General features: G+C 52.5%; 17 protein-coding genes. 14 read left to right on the top strand and 3 right to left on the bottom strand.

The features are described from left to right. Window positions 1–86: 86 nt before the first annotated feature. The 8 genes from C173_RS29265 to C173_RS29300 all read left to right on the top strand — a co-directional run bounded on the left by C173_RS29265 (window position 87) and on the right by C173_RS29300 (window position 10,065). Window positions 87–2,363, top strand: coding sequence for a copper amine oxidase N-terminal domain-containing protein (locus C173_RS29265; RefSeq protein WP_327196506.1), 2,277 nt, complete (start codon window positions 87–89; stop codon window positions 2,361–2,363). 174 nt (window positions 2,364–2,537) lie between these two features. Beyond that, on the top strand, window positions 2,538–2,999 hold the full coding sequence (locus tag C173_RS29270; RefSeq protein ID WP_036731890.1) for a Fur family transcriptional regulator: 462 nt from the start codon (window positions 2,538–2,540) through the stop codon (window positions 2,997–2,999). Window positions 3,000–3,001: 2 nt separating this feature from the next. After that, window positions 3,002–3,265 carry a membrane protein insertion efficiency factor YidD gene (gene yidD, locus C173_RS29275; protein WP_036698448.1) on the top strand — a complete coding sequence of 88 codons (264 nt, stop codon included), beginning with the start codon at window positions 3,002–3,004 and terminating at the stop codon, window positions 3,263–3,265. Window positions 3,266–3,623: 358 nt separating this feature from the next. After that, window positions 3,624–5,651, top strand: a complete 2,028-nt coding sequence (metG, locus tag C173_RS29280; protein WP_036731893.1) for a methionine--tRNA ligase — start codon at window positions 3,624–3,626, stop codon at window positions 5,649–5,651. A 200-nt stretch (window positions 5,652–5,851) separates the two neighbouring features. Further along, the gene (locus tag C173_RS29285) at window positions 5,852–6,829 is read left to right on the top strand and encodes a metal ABC transporter solute-binding protein, Zn/Mn family (RefSeq protein ID WP_036731895.1); all 978 of its coding nucleotides are present in this window, start codon (window positions 5,852–5,854) and stop codon (window positions 6,827–6,829) included. A 33-nt stretch (window positions 6,830–6,862) separates the two neighbouring features. After that, window positions 6,863–7,612: a metal ABC transporter ATP-binding protein gene (locus tag C173_RS29290; RefSeq protein WP_036731897.1), complete on the top strand. Its 750-nt coding sequence runs from the start codon at window positions 6,863–6,865 to the stop codon at window positions 7,610–7,612. A gap of 827 nt (window positions 7,613–8,439) precedes the next feature. Then, a complete protein-coding gene (locus C173_RS29295; RefSeq protein WP_036731899.1) occupies window positions 8,440–9,243 on the top strand; it encodes a metal ABC transporter permease in 804 nt (267 codons plus the stop codon). Window positions 9,244–9,333: 90 nt separating this feature from the next. Then, window positions 9,334–10,065: a cytochrome c biogenesis CcdA family protein gene (locus C173_RS29300; RefSeq protein WP_442792684.1), complete on the top strand. Its 732-nt coding sequence runs from the start codon at window positions 9,334–9,336 to the stop codon at window positions 10,063–10,065. 2 nt (window positions 10,066–10,067) lie between these two features. On the opposite strand, the gene splB is transcribed toward C173_RS29300, so the two are convergent. After that, window positions 10,068–11,138, bottom strand: a complete 1,071-nt coding sequence (splB, locus tag C173_RS29305; RefSeq protein WP_200869605.1) for a spore photoproduct lyase — start codon at window positions 11,136–11,138, stop codon at window positions 10,068–10,070. 199 nt (window positions 11,139–11,337) lie between these two features. Between splB and mntR the strand changes: the two genes are divergently transcribed. From mntR to C173_RS29320, 3 genes are all read left to right on the top strand, one after another. Beyond that, window positions 11,338–11,763 carry a transcriptional regulator MntR gene (gene mntR, locus C173_RS29310; protein WP_036698430.1) on the top strand — a complete coding sequence of 142 codons (426 nt, stop codon included), beginning with the start codon at window positions 11,338–11,340 and terminating at the stop codon, window positions 11,761–11,763. A gap of 174 nt (window positions 11,764–11,937) precedes the next feature. Beyond that, window positions 11,938–13,614 (top strand): family 10 glycosylhydrolase, encoded by a 1,677-nt coding sequence (locus C173_RS29315; protein WP_036731906.1) that lies wholly within the window; start codon window positions 11,938–11,940, stop codon window positions 13,612–13,614. A gap of 64 nt (window positions 13,615–13,678) precedes the next feature. Continuing rightward, window positions 13,679–14,659: a patatin-like phospholipase family protein gene (locus tag C173_RS29320; RefSeq protein WP_051478598.1), complete on the top strand. Its 981-nt coding sequence runs from the start codon at window positions 13,679–13,681 to the stop codon at window positions 14,657–14,659. Between the two features lie 106 nt (window positions 14,660–14,765). Here C173_RS29320 and C173_RS29325 read toward each other — a convergent pair whose 3' ends face one another. Continuing rightward, window positions 14,766–15,089 (bottom strand): hypothetical protein, encoded by a 324-nt coding sequence (locus C173_RS29325; protein WP_235192065.1) that lies wholly within the window; start codon window positions 15,087–15,089, stop codon window positions 14,766–14,768. A 22-nt stretch (window positions 15,090–15,111) separates the two neighbouring features. Continuing rightward, window positions 15,112–16,059: a DUF1385 domain-containing protein gene (locus C173_RS29330; protein ID WP_143803754.1), complete on the bottom strand. Its 948-nt coding sequence runs from the start codon at window positions 16,057–16,059 to the stop codon at window positions 15,112–15,114. Window positions 16,060–16,265: 206 nt separating this feature from the next. On the opposite strand from C173_RS29330, the gene C173_RS29335 reads away from it, so the two are divergent. The 3 genes from C173_RS29335 (at window position 16,266) to efp (ending at window position 18,507) form a co-directional block, all read left to right on the top strand. Beyond that, window positions 16,266–16,757, top strand: coding sequence for a YqhR family membrane protein (locus C173_RS29335; protein ID WP_036731912.1), 492 nt, complete (start codon window positions 16,266–16,268; stop codon window positions 16,755–16,757). A gap of 76 nt (window positions 16,758–16,833) precedes the next feature. Beyond that, entirely contained in the window at window positions 16,834–17,904 is a 1,071-nt protein-coding gene (locus C173_RS29340) for a M24 family metallopeptidase (protein WP_036731914.1), read from the top strand. Window positions 17,905–17,949: 45 nt separating this feature from the next. Beyond that, window positions 17,950–18,507, top strand: coding sequence for an elongation factor P (gene efp / locus C173_RS29345; protein WP_036731916.1), 558 nt, complete (start codon window positions 17,950–17,952; stop codon window positions 18,505–18,507). Window positions 18,508–18,922 lie beyond the last annotated feature (415 nt).

Consider the following 18,922-nt stretch of genomic DNA (forward strand, 5'->3'; position numbering starts at 1 on the left):
ATTATAAGGTGGACAGAAAGCATTAAATATACTGCCTTATACACTACAATGGGAGCAGAAGGAGTCGTACAATGAATTTTAGGAAAATGTTCTTGGTAACAGTATTAGCTGTATCACAATTAGCAGCAGCCGTTCCGGCTTTTGCAGCTCCAGTCAGCACACAAACCGTAACAGGCCATGTTGCCGCAGCGGTGGATACTTCTGAAACACAGCTTCAGCCTGAGTCAACAGACCCGTTGCCTCCGTTAATGACTGAACCGCCTGCAGGTACAGTGGTACCCACACCAACACCTGTTCCTACAGCATCACCGGTTCAAGGCATTCCAGCAATAACAGAGACTCCAGCTCCGGCTGCTACTGAGGTTCCAGGCGCAACAGCTGCTCCTGTGGACGGTACTGTGCCGACTGATGCCGTTGTGCCTACGGCTACTCCGTTAACGGATACGCCTGTAACCCCAAGCATGACTACTACCTCTGCTGCAGGGGCAGGCCAGCTTATTCTGATGATGAACAGCAACAAGATGTTCAGAAACGGAACGCCTTACACCGCCAATCAGCCGATGGCAGTCAAGAACGGCGTCTCCTACGTATCGATCCGCGCAATGGTGGAAATGGTCGGCGTTGCCTTTACCTATGACGCCAAAACCAAAGAGGTCATTGTGACCAAGGGTACCAGCATTATGCGGTTCAAGACCGACAGCAAAATCTATACCGTCAATGGTACCAAGTTCACTATGAAGGGACCGGCTTACCAGTTCAAAGGCACCTTCATGATTCCGTTAACGTCCATTACCTCTGCACTTAATATTCCTTATACCGTGGACAATGTGCAGAAGCGGGTTATTCTTACGCTGAATACGAAGCCGACTGCCTCCTTCACAGTTCAGCCCAAAGAAATCTATGCCGGCGAGACTACTGTGAATTATGTTACCTACAGCTCTTCCCCGAACGGTACGCCGATTGTTGAAGAGCGTTGGAGCGACAACAAGCAAAATATCTATGATCAGCCGGGCTTCTATACGGTTATGTATTCGGTACGGGATGCCAACAACATGTGGAGTGACCCTTATCCGGTAACCATTCAGGTATTGCAGCCTAATCAGCCGCCAGTAGCCCAATTCACAACAGATAAAGAAGAATACAAAATGGGTGAGCCGGTAGTCCTGACCGATACCAGCTATGATCCTGAGAATGAAGAGCTGACCGCAACCTGGAACAATCGTTCCCTGGCGTACTTCACCCCGGGACCGCTGTCCATTCAGCTGACGGTTACGGACAAGCACGGTCTTAGCAGTACTTTTGAGAAGATGATTACAATCACCAATGAACAACTGTATACACAGGATGAAGTAACGAAGCTGTTCACCATTCCGGGGGATATCATCAGTATGGACGGCGGGATGATTCCGGCGCTCCCTAACCTGCCGTATACGCTGTCTTCCGAAAGCTACACCCTGATCCGCAGTAACAGCCCGGAGACCGTTCAGACGGAAGGTGTACTGTACCGGGAGAGTTCAGTGGGCAATACGCGCTTCCTGGTGCATCATATGAACAATATGGCTACCAGACAGAAGCTCTATGTGATTGCAACGAATAACAACCTGTATCCGACAACTATTAACATCCAATATTTAGGAATTGCCGGACCGGTGACCTCACCGGAATATACTGGAAAAGTATCGATGGAGAAATACTTCAATTCCATGGTTACCGGCTTGGCCCAATCGCAAATTACCCTGCAGCCTGGGCATAGTCTTCCGATTATGACAGACCTGAACAAAATCGCCATGAAGCCCAAAGACGTAATGTCGCTGAGCGCAGACCTGTTCAGTGATCTGCCGATTCAGTATAATGTAGTTATGGTGGAGCAGAGCAAAGATCCTGTCGCCGAGCTGCCTTATCTGCCGATTCTTGACATTGACGGCGTGCATACCCGGGGAACCTTCCCCGATTCTACCCGCGTCATGAACGTGACCGATCTGGTGGGTACCACGCAAAGCAAGCTGCTTCTGGGCGACAATAAAATGGACAAAAACCTGGACGGCATGGATCCAATGAATGGAACATATGTTTCTAACGCCGGTAACTTCGGGGTACTGTACAAAATCGTATTGGATCGTGTTGCAGCAAACACGCTGATCACCTTCAATCCGCGCGGGGGTCCTTATCTGGGGCCGTTGATCGTAAACGGTACAATGGTGAACCTGCCCAATAAGGGCGTATTAGGCTTATCCTCAGACACGAATGCTGTCATCTACCGCACCGGAGAATATGAAGGGCGTGTGGAGATTGTGTTCTCCGTCGCCTCCGGCAGTAACCTGCCTGTGAACTTTGTCTTCACCCCGCTTCCGGCGAAAAAATAATTTCTTCTGCAATACAAGCGGCAGCGCTCCTGAGGGGGCGGCTGCCGTTTTGTATTCTGCCGCAAGTATTTGGATGCAGGCAGGCAACGGGCACTTTTATTGACGGGGCAGTGCTTTTGGGGCATTATAAAGAGAGTGCAACACAAACGATCTAATGTTATGGGAGATGAGCGAATGCTGTCGACAGATCAAATCCTGGAAGCCATGTCGGGGCAGGGGCTGCGAATCACCGATCAGCGCAAGACGCTTGCCAAATTATTCGGCGAGAATACGGGATATTTGTCTGCGAAGGATGTATATGAGCATATGGGCCGCAAGTATAGCGGGCTGAGCTTCGATACAGTCTACCGTAACCTGCGCGTTATGGAGGAGCTGGGGGTACTGGAGCAGATTGTATTTGAAGAAGGCGTCAAATTCAAGGCAAGCTGCAGTCAGGATCACCATCATCACCATATGATTTGTCTGCAGTGTATGAAGACGTACCCGATTCAATTCTGCCCGATGAATCTAACCGATCCGCCGGATCAGTTCCGGGTGGTCAAGCATAAATTCGAGGTCTTCGGCTACTGCAAGGATTGTGAGCAGGGAAGAGAAGAAGAGCCGGCAGGGGCCGCACGTAGCAAAGAGGGACGCTGAATATGGCTAACCTACGAAGAACGGTACAGGCTCCTATCCGGGTCTACCGCAAGTTCATTTCACCGCTCAAGCCCGCTACCTGCCGTTTCTACCCGACCTGTTCGGCTTACGCGCTGGAAGCGATTGAGGTCCATGGGCCGCTGAAGGGTTCTTGGCTCGCTGCCAGGCGGATCGCCCGCTGTCATCCCTTCCATCCGGGAGGTCTTGACCCGGTACCGCCGCGCAAAGAGCAGCCATCCGGGGACAAGCCGCTGCATACGACTTGACACAGGCCGCCGGGATGGGTATATTTTGAATAATAAGTGATATTCCGAGGAACGGATAAGTAGATGTGGACACCATTACAGAGAGCCGGGGCTGCTGGGAGCCGGTATGGGACGCCAGATTGAATATGGTCCGGGAGGAACTGTGTTCGAGCAGAAGGCCTGAAGCCGGGGCCTGCGTAAGCGCACGGCGTGTTCCAGCGTTAATGGACAGTTCCGTTAAGGAACTGACGAAGCCTGCGCTCTGTGAGGAGCCGGGGAATGTTGGGTGGTATCGCGTGAGTTTACTCTCGCCCCATAGAGGGGCGGGAGTTTTTTGTGTGAAATGGACGATTAGGGATAACGAAGGGATGATGAAGTAATGAGTGAGAACAAAACCTTTTATCTGACAACACCGATCTATTATCCGAGCGACAAGCTGCATATCGGGCATGCGTATTCTACGGTAGCCGGTGATGCGATGGCCCGCTACAAGCGGCTGCGCGGCTATGAGGTGCGCTATCTGACCGGAACGGACGAGCATGGGCAGAAGATTGAAGAGAAGGCCGGGAAGGCCGGGAAGACCCCTCAGGAGTTCGTGGACGGGATTGTAGTCGGCATTAAGGATCTGTGGAAGAAGCTGGACATCTCGAATGATGATTTCATCCGTACCACGGAGGAGCGCCATAAGAAGGTGGTTGCGGATATTTTTGACCGCCTGCTGAAGAAGGGGGATATCTACAAAGGGGAGTACGAAGGCTGGTACTGTATTTCGGATGAGACCTTCTACACCGAGACCCAACTGGTGGATATTGAACGAGATGCTGCCGGCAAGATTACCGGAGGAAAAAGTCCAGACAGCGGTCATCCGGTGGAGCTGGTCAAGGAGGAGAGCTACTTCTTCCGCATGAGCAAGTATGCTGACCGCCTGCTGAAGTTCTACGAAGAGAACCCGGAGTTTATCCTGCCGGAATCCCGTAAGAACGAGATGATTAACAACTTCATCAAGCCGGGTCTGGAGGATCTGGCTGTATCCCGTACGACTTTTGACTGGGGTGTTAAGGTAAAAGGCGACGAGAAGCATGTAGTCTATGTATGGATCGATGCCCTTACTAACTACATTACGGCCCTTGGCTATGGCTCGGAGGACCGCAGCCTGTATGACAAGTACTGGCCTGCAGATGTACACATCGTCGGGAAGGAAATTGTCCGCTTCCATACGATCTACTGGCCGATTATTCTGATGGCGCTCGGCGAACCGCTGCCGAAGAAGGTATTCGCACATGGCTGGCTGTTGATGAAGGACGGCAAGATGTCCAAATCCAAGGGCAATGTGGTTGATCCGGTGACGCTGATTGACCGCTACGGTCTGGATGCCCTGCGCTATTATCTGCTGCGCGAGGTTCCCTTCGGCTCGGACGGAACCTTCACGCCGGAGAGCTTCGTGGACCGGATTAACTACGATCTGGCCAATGATCTTGGTAACCTGCTGAACCGGACGGGGGCGATGGTGGAGAAATACTTCGGCGGCGAGCTTCCGGCTTATGCGGGGCAGGTTACCGCATTTGACGGTGAGCTTGAGGCAATGGTGCAGAGCACTTACGCCAAGGTGGAAGAAGCGATGGAGAAGATGGAATTCTCCGTAGCTCTGACTGCCATCGGCGCGCTGATCAGCCGGACGAACAAATACATTGACGAGACCCAGCCTTGGGTACTCGCCAAGGACGAGAGCCGCAGCGGGGAGCTGGCTTCGGTGATGAGACATTTGGTCGAGGGACTGCGCACCGCGTCCATTCTGCTTCAGCCGTTCCTGACCGGCGCTCCGGCGAAGATTTGGGAGCAGCTGGGCATTCAGCCGGGCGAGCTGACCACCTGGGAGAGCGGCAGGTCCTTTGGCCTGATTCCAGCAGGTACTAAGCTGGTGAAGGGCGACCCGATCTTCCCGCGCCTGGATGTGGCGCAGGAAGTAGCGTACATCGCCGAAGCGATGGGAGCCGGGAAGCCGGCCGCTGCAGAGGCGGCGCCGGCAGCGGTTGCTGTGACTCCGGAGGCGGCGGCTGCCGATCCGGAGGAAGAGGAGCATAAGGAAGAAATCGGCATCGACGATTTCGCCAAGGCGGAGCTGCGTGTAGCCCAGGTCATCGCCTGCGAGCCGGTGAAGAAAGCGGATAAGCTGCTGAAGCTGCAGCTGGATCTTGGTTATGAGCAGCGCCAAGTGGTATCCGGCATTGCAAAGTTCTACACACCGGAGGAGCTGGTGGGCCGCAAGGTGATCTGCATTGTGAACCTGAAGCCGGTGAAGCTGCGCGGTGAACTGTCGCAGGGCATGATCCTGGCCGCTTCCAAGGGCGAGCAGCTGACTATCGCTACCGTGCCGGACAGCATGCCGAACGGAGCGATTGTGAAATAAGGATGCCAAGAGCATCCGCATAATGACCGTACAGCAATCTCCGCAGGCCACAGGCAGCGGGGATTGCTTCTTTTTGCTCCAAGATAACCGGGTAGAAGGCAGCTTGCAGACTACGAAATGCAGATCGGAGTTGACTTATCGTAACGATTACTATTATAATTCTGATAGTAAATTTTACGATTTAAGGGGTCGATAGAGAAATGGTTACAAAAAGCTTGCAAAAAGGGCTGCTGCTCGCCGCTGTCCTGTTGCTTACGCTGTCGCTGGCCGCATGCGGACCGAAGAGCAACGGAAGCATTGTGGAAGGAAAAGTGAACGTTATAACTACTTTTTATCCTATATATGAATTCACTGCCGAAATCGGCGGCGAAGATGCCAATGTTATCAACCTGCTTCCTGTAGGGGTAGAGCCGCATGACTGGACCCCGCGCAGCCAGGATATCATCGCTACCTCCAAGGCGCAGCTGTTCCTCTATAACGGAGCCGGGCTGGAGGGTTGGGTTCCCAATTTCCTCAAGAGCCTCGATGGTGACAGTAAGACCAAGGCTGTAGAGGTTAGCCAAGGAGTGAAGCTAATTACAACCGATGAAGACGATGGGCATGATCACGGCCATGAAGGTGAAGAGGCTGAAGCAGACGGGCATGGCGACAGCCTGCACACGGACCCGCATACCTGGGTAAGCCCGAAGTCGGCGCTTGTGATGGCCAAGAATATCAAGGATAGTCTTCAATCCGTTGATCCTGCGCATACTGAAGCCTATGAGGAGCGCTACCAGAAGCTGGCGGACCGCCTGAGCGCGCTGGATCTGAAGTTCACCGAAGAGCTGGGCAATCTGCCGGGCAAGGAGATTGTCGTATCTCATCAGGCATTCTCGTATCTGGCGCGTGATTATGGACTGTCACAGCATGCCATAATGGGGCTGTCGCCGGACGCTGAGCCGCGCGGGCAGGATCTGGTGAAGCTGGCGGCGCTGGTTAAGGCAGAGGGCATCCGTTATATTTTCTTCGAGGAGCTTGTATCTGATAAGCTGGCTAAGACACTGGCAAGTGAGACCGGTGTATCCACGATGGTGCTGAATCCGGTAGAAGGGCTGACCGAGGCCCAGCAGAAGAACGGGGACAATTATTTCACCTTAATGGAGAAAAATTTGCAAAATCTCATTCTGGCCTTACAATAATAAGGAAAGTATAAGTGAAAGGCGGTACTTCACATGCAACCGGTATCCCTGGACTGCCATCAGCATATGATCGAAATACAGGATTTGTCCTTCTCCTACGGGGAACAGAAGGTCATCTCGAATCTGAATTATACGGTAAAAGAACGTGATTTCCTCGGTATCCTCGGCTCGAACGGTGCGGGCAAGACGACACTGCTTAAGATGATTGTCGGTTTGCTGCCTGCCACCAGCGGGGAAATCAAATTATTCGGCCAGCCGGTGCGGAGGTTCAAGGACTGGGAGCGGATCGGCTATGTGCCGCAGAAGAATGCGTTCAACCCGCTATTCCCGGCAACCGTCCGTGAGGTCGTATTGTCCGGCCTGTATAACAACAAGAACCTGATCCGGCGGGTCTCGAAGGCCCAGCACCGGCAGTGTGAGGATGCGCTTGAAGTGATGCGGATTCAGGATATTGCCGAGAAAAGAGTCGGCCAGCTGTCCGGCGGCCAGCAGCAGCGTGTCTTCCTGGCCCGTGCGCTGATCAACCACCCGGATCTGCTGATTCTGGATGAGCCTACTGTCGGCATTGACGCCGAGACCCAGGCCGGCTTCTTCGAGCTGATCATGCACATGCATGCCCATCATCATATGACCTTCCTGATGGTCTCGCATGATATCGACATGATGAAGAATTACCTGGGCAGCGAGCCGGTCCAGAAGAACGGTAAAATCAACTTCTATTGCCGCCACTCGCATGATGTGCAGGACTGTGCTGTGGATAACCTGCAGCATACGTTGTCCTGATCGTTGAGATTGGCTGATAAGAGGATAGTTACCCTGATCATTTAACGGTTTTACTGCTCGAACCGCAGCCTATTGTACTTTGTACATCGATTGCACGAATTTCTGCCCTTTTTGCTCTTCTGTTGCAGTTTGTACATTAGATTTTTTGAAATGGACCTTTTTCCAGCCTTTCTGCCAATATCAATTGTACGAAATACAACAGAATCTGATTATACGCTCAAAAGTGATAGTTCTGTTGTACATTCTGCAATCAGTTTTAAACGTGTGAGGATTACTTTTAACTCTCGCTTGCTGAGGGTTGCCGTGCCCAGATTAGGGGGAAAGGGTGGGTTAATTGCAATTCGTACAACTAAATCGTCAGATGCGCCGCCAAATCTCTGTTTTGATGTATTTCGTACAATTAAAATGCCTTCGTACCTGGATTTTCGGCCATCCGGGCAAATATAGTTGTACAGAATACAATTAGAAGAGGAAAGCCTTCCGTTTTACTGTTTTTAGTTGCACAGACTACACTTATCTCTGATTACTGAGGCCAGCAGGTCAAATATATGAGGTGAAAGTCTTGGGACGTAAGTAAATCCCGCCTGCTGTAAAGCGTATCCCGCAGGGAGGAAAAGCGCTCTTTTCACCAACGTCCCTAAGCTGCGACAACCCCTCCTCCCACGCCAATTGCACTTAGCGGGTGTCCAGAGGGCAGAGCCCTTGGGGCCCTCCCTTGGCGAAGGGAGGGTTTGGGAGGGATCGAAAAGGGTTTCGAAAAAGGTTTCGAAAAAGGTTTCGAAAAAGGTTTCGAAAAAGGTTTTATAATTGTAAAGGAGATATACATCTTGGAAATCCTGTATAGTGATTTTTTCCAGCGGGCGCTGGCCGGCGGGCTGATGATTGGCATTACGGCGCCGCTGATCGGCGTTTTTCTGGTGCTGCGGCGTCTGTCTATGATCGGAGATACGCTGGCGCATGTTACGATTGCCGGGGTAGCGCTGGGCTTTCTGACGGGTTTTTATCCGCTCGGGGCGGGGCTGGTCTTTGCGGTTGTGGCCTCATTTGCGATTGAGAAGCTGCGCAAAGCCTATAAAAGCTACGCCGAGCTGTCCATTGCCATCATCATGTCGGGCGGTGTAGCGCTGGCCTCCCTTTTTTTCACCCTGGGCAAAGGGTATAATGCAGATGTAATGAGCTATCTGTTCGGCAGCATCTATACGCTCAATACTACTGATCTTATCGTGGTGGGAATCGTAACGATTGCCGTTGTGGTCGTCGTAACCTTATTCTTCAAGGAATTCTTCCTGCTCAGCTTCGAGGAGGATGCAGCCAGTGTTAGCGGACTTCCGGTGAAGCTGCTCAATATGCTGATTACGGTGTTAACGGCTCTGGTGATTAGTACGGCGATCAAGATTGTGGGCTCGCTGCTGGTCTCTGCGCTGTTGACCATTCCTGTAGCGATCAGCCTGCTGCTGTCACGGAGCTTCAAGTCTTCGGTTATTCTGTCCGTGGCGATTGCCGAGATTGCCGTTATTGGCGGACTGGTCATTGCTGGAGTATGGAATCTGGCTCCTGGAGCAACGATTGTTCTGCTGTTAATTGCACTATTGACCCTAACTCTCATCGGCAAAAAAGGGCTGCCAGCCTAACAAACAAGCGTATAACCGGCCGCCCTTAGCACCAACTACATAACTGTATCTGTACTGCTGCTACATGAAGTGACCCGAGTGACCCCGACTATGGAAGGAGATGCGCCCGTGTCCAACCTGAATGCAGGAATCGCTTTTGCCGCCGGAGTGGCGTCATTCATATCGCCTTGCTGCCTGCCGCTCTATCCTTCTTATCTATCTTATATTACCGGCTTATCAGTGCAGGAGCTGAAGAGCGGCAGCAACAGCAAAGAGGTCCGTCTCCGGACCCTTTCGCATACGCTGGCGTTCATTCTTGGCTTCTCGGCAGTGTTCTATACGCTTGGCTTTGGAGCCGGCTTGTTCGGTGAATTCTTCAACGGCCAGCGGGATCTGATCCGTCAATTATCGGCGATCCTTATTATTGTCATGGGTCTCTTCCTGTTGGGGGTATTCCAGCCGCAGTTCCTGCTCCGGGAACGCAAGCTGGAGCTGAGATGGAAGCCTGCCGGGTACCTGGGCTCTTTCATCTTCGGCATCGGGTTCTCAGCAGGCTGGTCGCCCTGTATCGGCCCGATTCTAACAGCCATTATCGCGCTGTCGGCCAGTGATCCGGGAACGTGGTTCATGATGATTACGGCATATAGTATCGGCTTTGCACTGCCGTTCTTCGGACTGGCCTTTTTCCTGGGCGGGGCGCGCAAGATCCTGAAATACTCCAACCTGCTGATGAAGCTGGGCGGCGGGCTGATGGTATTCATGGGCATCCTGCTGTTCACCGACCAGATGTTCCGCATTACGATTTGGCTGCAGGGCATCACGCCGCGCTGGCTAATTTTCTAAGCTTAAGTGAAATAATCAATAGCCGCTTCCGGAAAATGTTCAAAAATCCGCTCTGTGATGAATTCGCGCAGGGCGGTTTGTTGTTCGTCCGGGTAGACATATTTGTTCTGTCCCCATTTGCCCCATTTCTTCTTGCGCTTCTCGATGTCCATCTCCAGCTTCGACTTCGGATAACGCTTCTCGATGACGGTCTTGGCCGTCTTGGTGAAGCGGTGCTGGATCATTTCAAAGGTCAGCCCTTGGCCAATCCCCGGCGGCAGGGCATGCGCCAGCTTCTCTAATAGCTCGCTGTAGCCTTCTTCCCAGCCGTCATGCCAGATAATAGGGGCAATGATGAAGCCCAGCGGATACCCGGCACGGGCGATCTGTCCGGCGGCCTCAATCCGTTCCTCGAAGCGTGAGGTGGCCGGCTCGAAGTTCTTGATCACATAGTCGGCATTCACGCTGAAACGTACACGGGTATGACCGTTATGCTTCAGCTTAAGCAGCGGCTCGACATGCTGGTATTTGGTCACGAAGCGCAGCCGCCCGAGCGGCTCCTCCGCCATGAATTCGATCAGTTCCGTCAGCGAGCCGGTAATATGCTCAAGGCCGAGCGGATCTGAGGTACAGGCCGCTTCGAACGTCGTGATTTCCGGGGAACGCTCGGTGATGTATTTTTTGGCGGCATCGATGATGTCCCCGGTGTTGACATAGACACGGATGTAGGGCTTCGCTCCAAGCGTAGTCTGCAGGTAACAATAATGGCAGTGGCCCATGCACCCGGTGGCAATGGGAATCGCATAATCGGCTGACGGCTTCGACTGGTCAAAAGTGAGCGTCTTGCGCAAGCCGACCACAAGCGTCCGTTTGGCGATTTTGTATTGCTCGACTTCTGTCTCGCCCGGCAGATTGGTAATCCGGTTATGCGAGGTGGTCATGCGGTAGGGAATATTGCGGGACTTTACCCATTCCATAATCCGCTCCCCTTTGGGATAATTCAGCGCATCAGGTTCAAAGAAGACAAGCTCTGGGATGAACAGGCCGGTAGGCTTGCGCGTTCTTTTGGCAGGAGGGCGTTCGGGTGTGACTATGCTCATAATTTCACGCTCCTTAGGGATGAGGATACCGTTATTGTGCCAATCCGTAGGCGAATGGAATCATGGTAAACATCACTAAGCGGGGAAGCGGATGACCGGCAGGACTTGCCAAGGAGCGGCAGAAGCATGTATCATTGTTAGAGCAAGGCCCGGTCCCACCGTTACGCTCATTATAGAAAAGAGGTAAGCTAGAATGCCAACACCCAGCATGGAGGATTATTTGGAGCGCATATATAAGCTCATCGACGAGAAGGGTTATGCGCGGGTCTCGGATATTGCCGAGGGGCTGGAAGTCCATCCCTCCTCTGTGACCAAGATGATCCAAAAACTGGATAAGGACGAATATCTCATCTATGAGAAATATCGTGGGCTTGTCCTAACAAGCAAAGGAAAAAAAGTGGGGAAACGTCTTGTGGACCGCCATCAGCTGCTGGAGGAGTTCCTCGGGATTATTGGGGTACAGCAAGAGCATATTTATAAGGATGTTGAAGGCATCGAGCATCACTTGAGCTGGGATTCCATCACCCGGATCGAAACGCTGGTGGAGTATTTCCGCCGGGATGAAGCGCGTGTGCAGACCTTGTACGATATTCACCATGAGATAGCCAGCGATTCATAAACGTGGCTTTTTTTGTTTGATTAGCGCAACCTTTCCAGTTTTTTTACGTCAAAACGGATACCGTTCCTTTTTCACTAAGGAAGGATTCCGTTTACAAAAGAACGGCCTTCTCCCTGACCCAAGGACGAGAGGGCTATTTTTTTGTCTATACAACTTCAAGACCTGGGAGGAATTATGAATTACCGTAAATGGATCGTAGGATTGCTCGTGATTATGCTATGTCTGCCTGTGTGGACGCCGGGTGTGCGCGCAGCTTCTGTGCAAATCACCATTGAACTGGATGGGGAGACGCTGAACCCGGATGTGCCGCCGTATATTACACGTACTAATGTTACGATGGTGCCGGCTGGAGTGATTAGCCAGGGACTGGGGGCCGGTGTGAAATGGGATCAGGCCAGTAAGACAGCAACCATAAGCAAGGATAATAATGTACTGCAGCTGACCAGCGGCAAAACAAGTGCTATCGTTAACGGTACAGCCGTCCGTCTGGATACTTCTGTCCAGATCACACAGGGCCGGGTCATGGTGCCGCTGCGGTTTGTAAGCGAGCAGCTTGGGCTTCAAGTACTCTGGGATCAGGCTACGAAGCATATCTCCTTATATTCCGGCATGGAGATCGGCGGCCCTTCTACACCTGTGACGCCGACAGTTCCGTCAGTGCCTACACCAACTGTACCTACGCCATCTGTGCCAATACCAACGGTACCGTCACCAACCGTACCTTCCATTCCTGGTGCCAAGACCAGTAAGGCGATGAAGGGCGCCTGGGTATCCACCGTGTATAATCTGGATTGGCCCTCAACGTCTTCGGCAGGCAATCCCGACAAGCAGAAAAAGGAGTTCGACAGCCTGCTGGACAAGCTGAAGGCGGCCGGATTCAATAGTGTATTCGTCCAGGTCAGACCGTCTGGAGATGCACTTTATCCTTCTCAGATCGTGCCCTGGTCCAAGGTGCTTAGCGGGACTCAGGGTAAGGAGCCCGGCTACGACCCGCTGGCCTATATGGTTAGCAGTGCCCACAGCCGGGGAATGCAACTGCACGCCTGGTTCAATCCGTTCCGGGCTACGACAGACGCTTCTACCAGCAGTCTAGCCCCTAACCATGTAGCCAAGCTTCATCCGGATTGGATCGTCAAGGCGGAGAACAAGCTGTACATAAACCCGGGAATTCCGGAAGCTCGGCAGCATATTATTGACACGGTGATGGAGGTGGTCAGAGGGTATGATATCGACGGAGTACATCTGGATGATTATTTCTATCCGTCCAATGTAGCTTTTGCCGATGATACGGCCTTCAAGACCTTCAATACACAAGGGATTAGCAGCAAAGGCAACTGGCGGCGGGATAATATCAACCAGTTCATCCGTCAGCTGGGGCAGGAGATTCATGCAGCGAAGCCGTCCGTCTCTTACGGGGTCAGCCCGTTCGGGGTATGGCGCAACAAAAAAGCGGACAGCACCGGCTCAGATACTACAGCAGGGGTGTCAGCCTATGATGACATGTATGCGGATGTGCGCACCTGGATTCAGAGCGGCTGGATCGATTATGTTGCCCCGCAGGTCTATTGGAGCCTCTCCTTCAGCGCCGCCCGTTATGATAAGCTGGTGGACTGGTGGGTGAACGAGGTTAAGGGAACGAAGGTTAAGCTGTATATCGGTCTTGCCTCCTACAAGGTAGGGGATACCAAACAGACTGCGGAATGGCAGAGCGGAGATCAGATTATCAACCAGCTCAAATATAATGAGAAATACGATGAGGTGGCTGGCAGCATCCTGTTCCGGGCGAATGATATTGTGGTCCGTGACCCGTACGGGCTAGCCAGTCTGCTCAGCTTCTATTTCAAGAGTTAAGTCATGAATAGTCCCCCGTGCTCATAGATAACAATACATTCTATGGAACGGGGGTTTGCCATGTATGGAGATTAACGCGGTATTTGAAGGCGGGGGAGTCAAAGGAATTGCCTTGGCAGGTGCGGTGGAGGCGACGGAACGCGCGGGCCGTACCTTCGGGCGGGTAGCAGGAACCTCTTCCGGTTCGATCATTGCCTCGTTGTTGGCAGCGGGGTACAGCGGAGAGACCATGAGCCGGATTATCCGGCGTACACCGTTCACCTCCTTCCTGAAGCGGGGAGCGCTCTACAACACCGCCTTCGTTGGGCCGGCCTTGCGTGTGCTGCTCAAGAAGGGGCTGTACTCAGGCCAGGCGCTGGAAGCGTGGATACGCAACCTGCTGCTGGAGCAGGGGGTTGTTACGTTCCGGGATCTGCCGCGCGGCAAGCTGCGGGTGATTACATCAGATATCACCAACGGGCGGATTGTGGTGCTGCCAGATGATCTGGTGCTGTACGGGATCGAGCCTGACAGCTTCGAAGTTGCCAAGGCGGTGCGGATGAGCTGCAGCATTCCGTATTTCTTCGATCCGGTGATCCTGCGGCTGGCCGGAGAGGCGGCCCGGGGGAAATCGTTCAGCGGGCAGCTGGTCTATATGGTGGACGGGGGAGTGCTGAGTAATTTTCCGCTCTGGCTGTTCGATGAGAAGAAGGACGGCTTCCTCTCACCGCTGCGCAGGACACCAACCATAGGCTATCAGCTGATTGGGAAGACAGCTCCGCAGCCGCATCATATTACAGGGCCGTTCAGCATGCTGGAGGCGATGGTGGAGACAATGCTCTCCGCGCATGATGAACGGTATATTGAGACGGATAAATTCGTTCGTACGGTCAAAATCCCTACGCTGGGCATCTCCACCACCGAGTTTCATATCACGCAGGCACAGACGGACGCCTTGTATACGGCGGGCATCGCAGCCGGAGAAGAGTTTTTCGCTAACTATCGTCCGGCACCGCCGTCCTACACCAGGAGGGCAATCCTTCAGCCCGCTGCTCCAAGGCGGTAACTAAGCCACAACATATAAATTCTTATCTTACCAGAAAAAAGGCATCCCCACGTGATGAAATCACGTGGGGATGCCTTTTGCAGCTCTGCTTCGTTACATTCAGTATTCAGTGATATTTGGGCAACTGATCGTCATTCTTACCCTTACTGCCTTCGATGACCTGGAAGGGATAGCTTTTGCGCTTGCCTGGTGAGCCAGTGGTCTTGCGGATGCCGGCAACCTTGGACATCGTCTTGGCCGAAGGCTTAACCTTAGTGCGCGGACGTCCGGGTCCGCCTCCCATTCTGCCGGGGGCTACCTTGTAGGCGTAATACAACAGTCCCAACAGAATCAGGGGTAAGATGAAGATGGACAGGGCCATCAGGCCGCGTGCCATAATATCTACCATCAGGCCCCATACGGCAAGAGCTGTCGTAATCCAAAATATCAAAGCATGTCTGATCATTGGCTAATCATCCTTTCGCAGGATCCAAAATGCCGCCTGACACACTTGCCTCCGAATATCCTTTTGCTTCAATTGCAGCGTCCAGCTCCCGCATCCGGTTGAAGGAAGCGATCGACACCTCTACCATATCGTCCTTAGGTTCCTTGGTAGTCAACAGCTGCAGCCACAGGCCTGGGTATCCCAAATACTTAAGGCCGGGAATATCTCTTACCGCATTCGTGCCCTTCAGTACCTCGAACGAGATTCCGATGACCACCGGTAAAAGAACGATACGCTGAAGCACCCGTTCCATCAGGGAATCCCACGGGACGACCGAGTAGATAATTACACCGAGGATAATCGTCAGCATCATGAAGCTGCTTCCGCAGCGGTAATGCAGACGGCTGTATTTCTGTACGTTCGCTACGGTCAGCTCTTCACCGGCTTCAAAGGCGCTGATGACCTTGTGCTCAGCTCCGTGATATTGGAAGAGCCGCTTGATCACTGGCGTCTGCGAGATCGCCCAGAGATAGACGAGCAGGAGAATCAGCTTGATGCCGCCTTCCACAAGGTTGTGCAGAATATAGTTGTCAAATACATTTTTGAACAAAAAATCTTCTACGAATACCGGGACCAGCGTGAAAATCAGCTTACCGAACAGGAAAGACAGAATCCCCATTATAGCTACGCCGAAGATCATTCCGAGGCTCCAACCTTCGTCCTTCTTCTTGTTCTTCGCCTGCTGCTTGGCAAGCTCTTCCGGCTCCGTCTCATCCTCGGCATAGGATTCTGCCGAATAGTTCAGATGCTTCGAGCCTTTGGCGCTGGAATCTATAATACTGACAATGCCGCGAAGCAGTGGAATCTTGCGCAGTTTAAGGACCCAGCTCTTATCGCTCTTCGGCACCTCCAAAAATGTAATCTCCTGATTCTTTCGTCTTACGGCTGTTACGTTGACATGCTTGCCGCCGAACATGACGCCTTCGATGACGGCTTGGCCGCCGTAACTGGGAGTTTCCTGGGACAACCAATTCACCTTCCCGTATATTGATATGATTTATATAATACATTGTAACTAATTTTTAAACACATTACTAGTTGGATTGCCGTTAGCTGTACATACTAGCTGTAGAGAGCGGAGTGGAAACCGGATTAACCCCATACCGAAAGAGAGGGAGCTCTATGAGTTCTTCAAGCAAGCACAAGAGCGTCCAGACGAATCCTTTTTATTTCTCCATTGAACTGGGTTATTTCGCCGGTTTAATCTGGGGAGGGTTGCACTGGCTGATGTATGTTCTGCACTTCACTAAGGTCATTCCGGGATTTTTGGCGGAGCCTTTTTTCAAGCATGAATTTCTGCTGACCCCTGCCGGGCATCTGCTCGGATATTTATGCTTCATTGTACTCTCCGTATTAGCTTCCCTGATCTACGTGTTTATTCTCCGGAAGCTTAACGGACCTTGGCCTGGGATGATATACGGGGTGCTGTGGTGGTCGGTCCTGTTCCTGGCTTGCTCGCGCTTATTCCTGCTCCAGCCGCCGTTCAAGCTGCCGTGGGACACGGTGATCAGCGAATTCTGTCTCTTCCTGCTCTGGGGATTATTCATCGGATATACAGCGGCAATCGAGTATACGGATGAACGCAAACGCGAACAGCAGACGAAGCTGGCCTAGGCCCTTCGAAAAAACTTCTCAGTTGGCCTGCCGCTATGGTAAAATACAATGTGGCTATTTCGAGAGGAGAATGAAAATGGGCAACAAGCGCGTCTCCAAGCTGCGTAAGGTTCTGCAGGAACTGGGACTGGATGCGATGTTAATTACCAGCGGATATAACCGCCGCTATTTGAGTGGGTTCACCGGCTCCTCCGGGTACGTACTGGTTACCGGTGATGACAGTTATCTGCTGACGGACTTCCGGTATATGACACAGGCCTCGGAACAGGTGAATGGCCTCAAGGTGGTACAGCATGACTCGAAATTCATTGACACCGTGCGGGAACTGCTGCCGAAGGGCGGACAAGTCCGTGTCGGCTTCGAGCAGGATGATGTGACCTTCAGTGCGTACACCGCTTATGCGGAGGCTCTTGCCCCGGCAGCCATGGTACCGGTATCGAAGGCTGTTGAGAACCTGCGCATGTTCAAGGACGAGGAAGAGCTGGCTGTGATGCAGCGGGCTGCCGATCTGGCAGACGCCACCTTCAGTCATATCCTGAATGTGATCAAGCCGGGTATGACGGAACGCGATGTCGATCTGGAAATGGAATTCTACATGCGTACGCATGGCGCAACTTCGTCTTCGTTCGATACAATCGTCGCTTCCGGTGAGCGTTCAGCTATGCCGCATGGTGTAGCGAGCAGCAAGGTTATCGGGAACAACGAATTCGTCACCTTCGATTTCGGCGCGCTCCTGGACGGTTACTGCTCCGATGTGACCCGCACGATTGCTCTGGGATCACCGGACCCTAAGCTGAAGGAGATCTACGATATTGTGCTTGAAGCGCAGCTTCATACGCTGGCGCATATCAAGCCCGGCATGACCGGCCGTGAATGTGATGCCCTGGCCCGAGATATCATCACCCGCTACGGGTATGGTGAATACTTCGGCCACAGCACAGGCCATGGTCTCGGGATGGAAGTACATGAATGGCCGCGCTTGTCCAAGCTGGCAGATGAAGTCATCCAGCCGGGGATGGTTGTCACTGTAGAACCGGGAATCTATCTCTCGGGCCTTGGCGGCGTACGGATTGAAGATGATATTGTCATTACCGAGAGCGGCATCACGCTGCTGACACATTCATCGAAGGATTATTTGGTACTGTAAGACACTATCATTCAGTTCATTTATGGATTCCAGGAGGGATTTTTTGTGATTTCAGTTAACGATTTTAAGACAGGCCTGACCGTAGAAGTAGAAGGGGACATCTTCACCGTCCTAGATTTCCAGCACGTGAAGCCGGGTAAAGGCGCAGCCTTCGTCCGCTCCAAGCTGAAGAACCTGCGTAACGGAAATACGGTTGAGCGCACGTTCCGTGCCGGTGAAACCATTGGCCGCGCCATCATCGAGAACCGTGGCGTACAGTACCTGTATGCAAGCGGCTCTGAACATGTGTTCATGGACAACGAGACTTATGACCAGTTCGAATTGACAGCCAAGCAGCTTGAATGGGAGCTTAACTTCCTCAGAGAGAACATGACCGTGAATATCGTCAGCTACCAGGGCGAAATCCTCGGGATCAACCTGCCGACCAGCGTAGAGCTGAAGGTAACTGAGACCGAACCGGGCGTGAAGGGCAACACGGCTCAAGGCGCGACCAAAGCCGCTGTTCTGGAGACCGGTCATACGGTCCAGGTACCGCTGTTCATCAATGAAGGAGATGTTCTTCTGGTCGATACCCGCGAAGGTAAATATATCTCCCGCGCGTAGAGCCTTTTTGGATTTCGGATGTAACTTGAGGGCCTCCCCGCTTGATGCGGCGGAGGTCTTTTTGCTGTGTCAGGCTGGGAGAGAGGGAAGAAGTGAAGGGAAAGGGGATGAAAATGATGAAAGGGATAAATCCCTCTGATTTGCAGAAAGCGTACGCCATTATTGGGAATCAAAGGGATAAATCCCTCTGACGGACGTCTCCGGTGGGGCTGAATGTGGTGTGTAGGTGAGTAATAAGGAGCATTAGTGCCCCTGAATTGGGCCGAAGCGGGCTGGATGAGCGAATGAGGAGCATTAGTGCACCTGATTCCGGCCGTACGGGTTCGGGGTTAAGGCCGGGTTCATCAAAAATGGGCATTTTATTTTGTGAAACCATTAACGCATGTTATGATTTTCGTATTATACTGTGTTAAAG

This window comes from Paenibacillus sp. FSL R7-277 (assembly GCF_000517965.1).
GTDB classification, from domain to species: Bacteria; Bacillota; Bacilli; order Paenibacillales; family Paenibacillaceae; genus Paenibacillus_AQ; species Paenibacillus_AQ silagei.